Consider the following 4506-nt stretch of genomic DNA (forward strand, 5'->3'; position numbering starts at 1 on the left):
AGGCCTTGAGTATAACACCATCGCGCTATATCGCTTGTTGGACAGCGAAGACTGTAAGAGCGCTTGTAAATTACTGAAAACCTCCTCTGCACAACCCTCAGGAAATCGTGCAAAACGTGAGCAAAGTAACGACGCGCTTCTTCCTTTCTTTAACGGCTTAATCACCGCCGTAACCCGCGCTCAAAACACCCTTGTTTTTGTACAACAGGAATCTCGTGCAATAATGCCCTTGGTCTCGGCCTTAAAAGAAGGGTTCCGGCCTTCGACAAAACAATCGGCCGCTGCCGCCGCTACTGCCGCTCCTTCCATAAAGCCCGCCGCTAGAGAAGAATGGATGAACGAGGCCAAACGACTCGTTAGAGCCGGCAACAAAACACAAGCTCTCGATATTTTCTTAAACACCTTAAATCGAACGCAAGAAGAATTTAATGCGTTTGTCAAAGAACAACATTCACCTGCATCTGCACCAGCACCTACACCTACACCAGCAGCAGCCGCAGCCGCAGCCGCAGCCGCCCAAGAAAATGCGATTGCGCCAGAAATTCAAGCGCCGATTTCTTCTGAAAATCTACCAAAGCCCGCAAAAACACCGAAGAAAAATAAACGAAAAACAAAAACACGCACACACGCCGCGGCCGCTCAAAAACCAAATGATGCGCTGAGTGTGGAACTACTAGCAGAATGGGCCAAGCATCCGCTTACTGAACCACAATTAATTCGTTTATTAAACGATGAAAAATCAGTCTATTATCTTTATGAATGCTGGTTTATCCATACACTGTTTGACGTGACATTTTTTCCTGATTTTTTGAATATCCTTAAAAAAAACATAGCGTTAGCGTCTCAGTTCTTAAATCAAGTCGACAAGGAACTGGGAATGTCTGGGTTATCCGGTTTATTGCAGCATGGGAAGGGTTTGAAATTCTTCAAAACCCTCTTGGCCATCCATTCTGATGCCTTAATAAGTAACATTTCCCCCGAAGCGCTTTGCCTCATTCGGCCCGAAACCACGGGAGAAGATGCAGGATCCTCTGCCTTATTTTGGCTTGCAACAGCTACGCCAGAAAGTCGCGCTACTTTACAAATGCTTTTAAAATTTAATTCTGAGCTGGCTCAACAGATAACAAGTGACGCGCTTTGCCACATTCGACCTAAGTCCGCGGGAGCGCCCGCCGGAACCTCTACGCTATATTGGCTTGCAGGCACTCCAGATGGGCGCGATATCTTGCAATTACTGCTAAAAAATAATCGCTCATTAGCACAACAAATAAGCAGTAAAACACTCTGTTACACACTTCCTGATACCGAAAAAAATAATCCGGGAACCTCGGCCTTATATTGGCTTACAGCAACTCCAGAAGGGCTCACTATCTTGCAATTACTGTTACAAGCTAATCCCTCATTAGCTCAACAAATAAGCAGTGAAGCGCTTTGCCATAGGATTCCTGATACCGCAAACACTAATCCAGGAACCTCGCCCTTATTTTGGCTTTCGGAAACTCCAGAGGGAGGCGCTATCTTGCAATTACTGTTACAAGCCAACCCCTCATTAGTCCAACAGATAGGCAGTGAAGTGCTTTGCCATAGGATTTCTGACACCGCAGAAATTAATCCAAGAACCTCTATCTTATTTTGGCTTTCAGGAACTCCAGAGGGGCGCGCTATCTTGCAATTACTGTTACAAGCTAGTCCCTCATTAGCCCAACAGATAAGCAGTGAAGCGCTTTGCCATAGGGTTCCTGATACTGCAAAAACTAATCCAGGAACCTCGCCCTTATTTTGGCTTTCGCAAACTCCAGCTGGGTGCGCTATCTTGCAATTATTGTTACAAGCTAATCCCTCATTAACCCAACAGATAAGCAGTGAAGCACTTTGCCATAGGATTCCTGACACCGCAGAAATTGCTGCCGGAACCTCTATCTTATTTTGGTTTTCGGGAACTCGAGGGGGGTGCGCTATCTTGCGATTACTGTTGCAAGCTAATCCCTCATTAGCCCAACAGATAAGCAGTGAAGCGCTTTGCCATAGGATTCCTGACACCGCAGAAAATATTCCGGGAGCCTCGGCCTTACTTTGGCTTGCAGCAAGTCCAGAGGGGCGCGCCATCTTGCAATCAATGTTACAAGCTAATCCCTCATTAGCCCAACAGATAAGCAGTGAAGCGCTTTGCCATAGGATTCCTGACACGGCAAAAAATCATGTCGGAACCTCTGCCTTATTTTGGCTTTCGGGAACTCCAGAGGGACTCATTATCTTGCAATTACTGTTACAAGCTAATTCACCATCCTCATTAGCCAAACAGATAAGTGGTGAAGCGCTTTGCCATAGGATTCCTGGCGCCGCAAAAATTGCTGCCGGAACCTCTGTCTTATTTTGGCTTACAACAACTCAAAAGGGATGCACTATCTTGCAATTACTGTTACAAGCTAATCCCTCATTAGCCCAACAGATAAGCAGTGAAGTGCTTTGCCATAGGATTCCTGACACCGCAGAAACTAATCCAGGAACCTCGGTCTTATTTTGGCTTTCGGAAACTCCAGATGGGTGCGCTATCTTGCAATCACTCTTACAAGCGAATTCCTCATTAGCCCGACAGATAAGTCGTGAAGCACTTTGCCATAGGCTTCCTGACAGCGCAAAAAATAATTCAGGAATCTCTCCCTTTTTTTTGCTTGCAGGAAATCCAGAAGGACGCACTATCTTGCAATTACTGTTACAAGCTAATCCTTCATTAGCCCAACAGATAAGCAGCGAATCGCTTTATTATAGGGTTCCTGACACCTCAAAAACTGCTGCCGGAACCTCTACCTTATTTTGGCTTTCGGGAACTCGAAATGGGTGCGCTATCTTGCAATTACTATTACAAGAAAATCCTTCATTAGCCCCACAAGTAAGCAGTGAAGTGCTTTGTTATACGCTTCCTGACGCTGCAAAAGTTAATCCAGGAACCTCTGCCTTATTTTGGCTTACAGCGCATCCAGAGGGGCGCGCCATCTTGCAATCAATGTTACAAGCTAATCCCTCATTAGCCCAACAGATAAACAGTGAAGCGCTTTGCCATAAGGTTCCTGACACCGCACATAATTCAGGAGTATCTCCCTTATTTTCGCTTTCAACAACCCCAGGGGGGCGCACTATCTTGCAATTACTGTTACAAGACAATCCTTCATTAGCCCAACAGATAAGCAGTGAAGCGCTTTGCTATAGGATTTCTGACACCGCAAATAGTCATGTCGGAACCTCTGCCTTATTTTGGCTTTCATGTGATCAGCAAGGTCGAACCACTTTGCGATTAATATTTGAAAAAAACCCTGATCTGAAACATAACATTGTGGAAAGAAACCCATTGCTGTCAGCAACCTCAAAAGACACTGAATTTTCTTTTGTAGCTACCTTAAGAAACTCTGAAGATGGCCGGCAAATTCTACTGGATTTCTTTCCTGAATATCTAACAGAAGATAGAACATCCTCCTCAGCGGCGCATGGCTTTTTTTCGAGAGCACCTTCATCTGGAGGAGACTCAAATCAAAACCCTCTTATTCCGTCTTTACCAGTGCCATGATCAATAGAAGATGGGCACTTATACCCAATCAACTTCAAACTGCTAATTGTATACTCTCAATTTTTTCGCCCATCCAACGTTTAAAAACTCGCAATAGGGCTTGCTATTACTTTTAAACGTTGGATGGACAAAAAAAATTGAGTCGTCTAAAAAAACATAGCATTTTGAAGTTGATTGGGTATAAATCCGAAGGGCCTATGCAGGCGCAAAACATCGTGACTCAGGCAATAACATTGCCTCAATAGCGCCTTTTCTGTTAATATATTCACCATTTTACTCCAAATCAGAACAAATCACTTATGCCTGTATATTACTGGCGCGGCATCATCGCCAAAGATGCAACTCTCTTCACCCCATACATGGATGTTATCAACCGTTTCTTGTCTAAAGATTGGCACGGTTTAAATGTCGAAAAACTCCGGGGCTGGACTGAGCCGATGATTGGCAGTGTTCGAGTCAGCAAAGCGGACCGTATTTTATGGACCACCGTGGATGGAAAGCTTTGCTTGCTGGATGTGGTTCTAAACCACGATTACGAAAAGAGCCGATTTTTAAAAAAAGGGGTCTTAAGCGCTTATCTCAACACACTGCGCGACAAAGAAAGTACGCCCGATGCATTGGAGTTTGTCGACCTAGATGCCGAGGCGCTTCCTTTGCCTCCTCATGCTCCGGAAGAAAATGCCGCTTTTATCGGTCTAGAGCCCTACCAACATCGCTTAATCCAGCTCAATACCGCGCAAGAAGAGGCCGTCCTAGCGCAATTGCCGCTCATCGTCTACGGACCCGCCGGCTCTGGAAAAAGCTGCGTGGCCTTTTCTATGTTATCGAACTATGTGCGTGAACAAGCGCATGATAAAAACGCGTTTCCTATCGTCTACATCAGCCAATCCTTGCCTTTAGTCAACAGCATGCAAACGATGTGGCAAGAAACGGGCGCTGAAGAA

2 protein-coding genes are annotated in these 4506 nt (G+C 45.3%); both read left to right on the forward strand.

Going from position 1 to position 4506, the window contains the following annotated elements:
* The coding region (locus E1O47_RS12335) for a hypothetical protein (protein ID WP_207384324.1) at nucleotides 1-3562 on the forward strand (3562 nt) is incomplete at its 5' end.
* Between the two features lie 299 nt (nucleotides 3563-3861).
* The coding region (locus E1O47_RS11810; RefSeq protein WP_207384325.1) for a hypothetical protein at nucleotides 3862-4506 on the forward strand (645 nt) is incomplete at its 3' end.

This window comes from Legionella yabuuchiae (assembly GCF_900640115.1).
GTDB lineage: Bacteria > Pseudomonadota > Gammaproteobacteria > Legionellales > Legionellaceae > Legionella_A > Legionella_A yabuuchiae.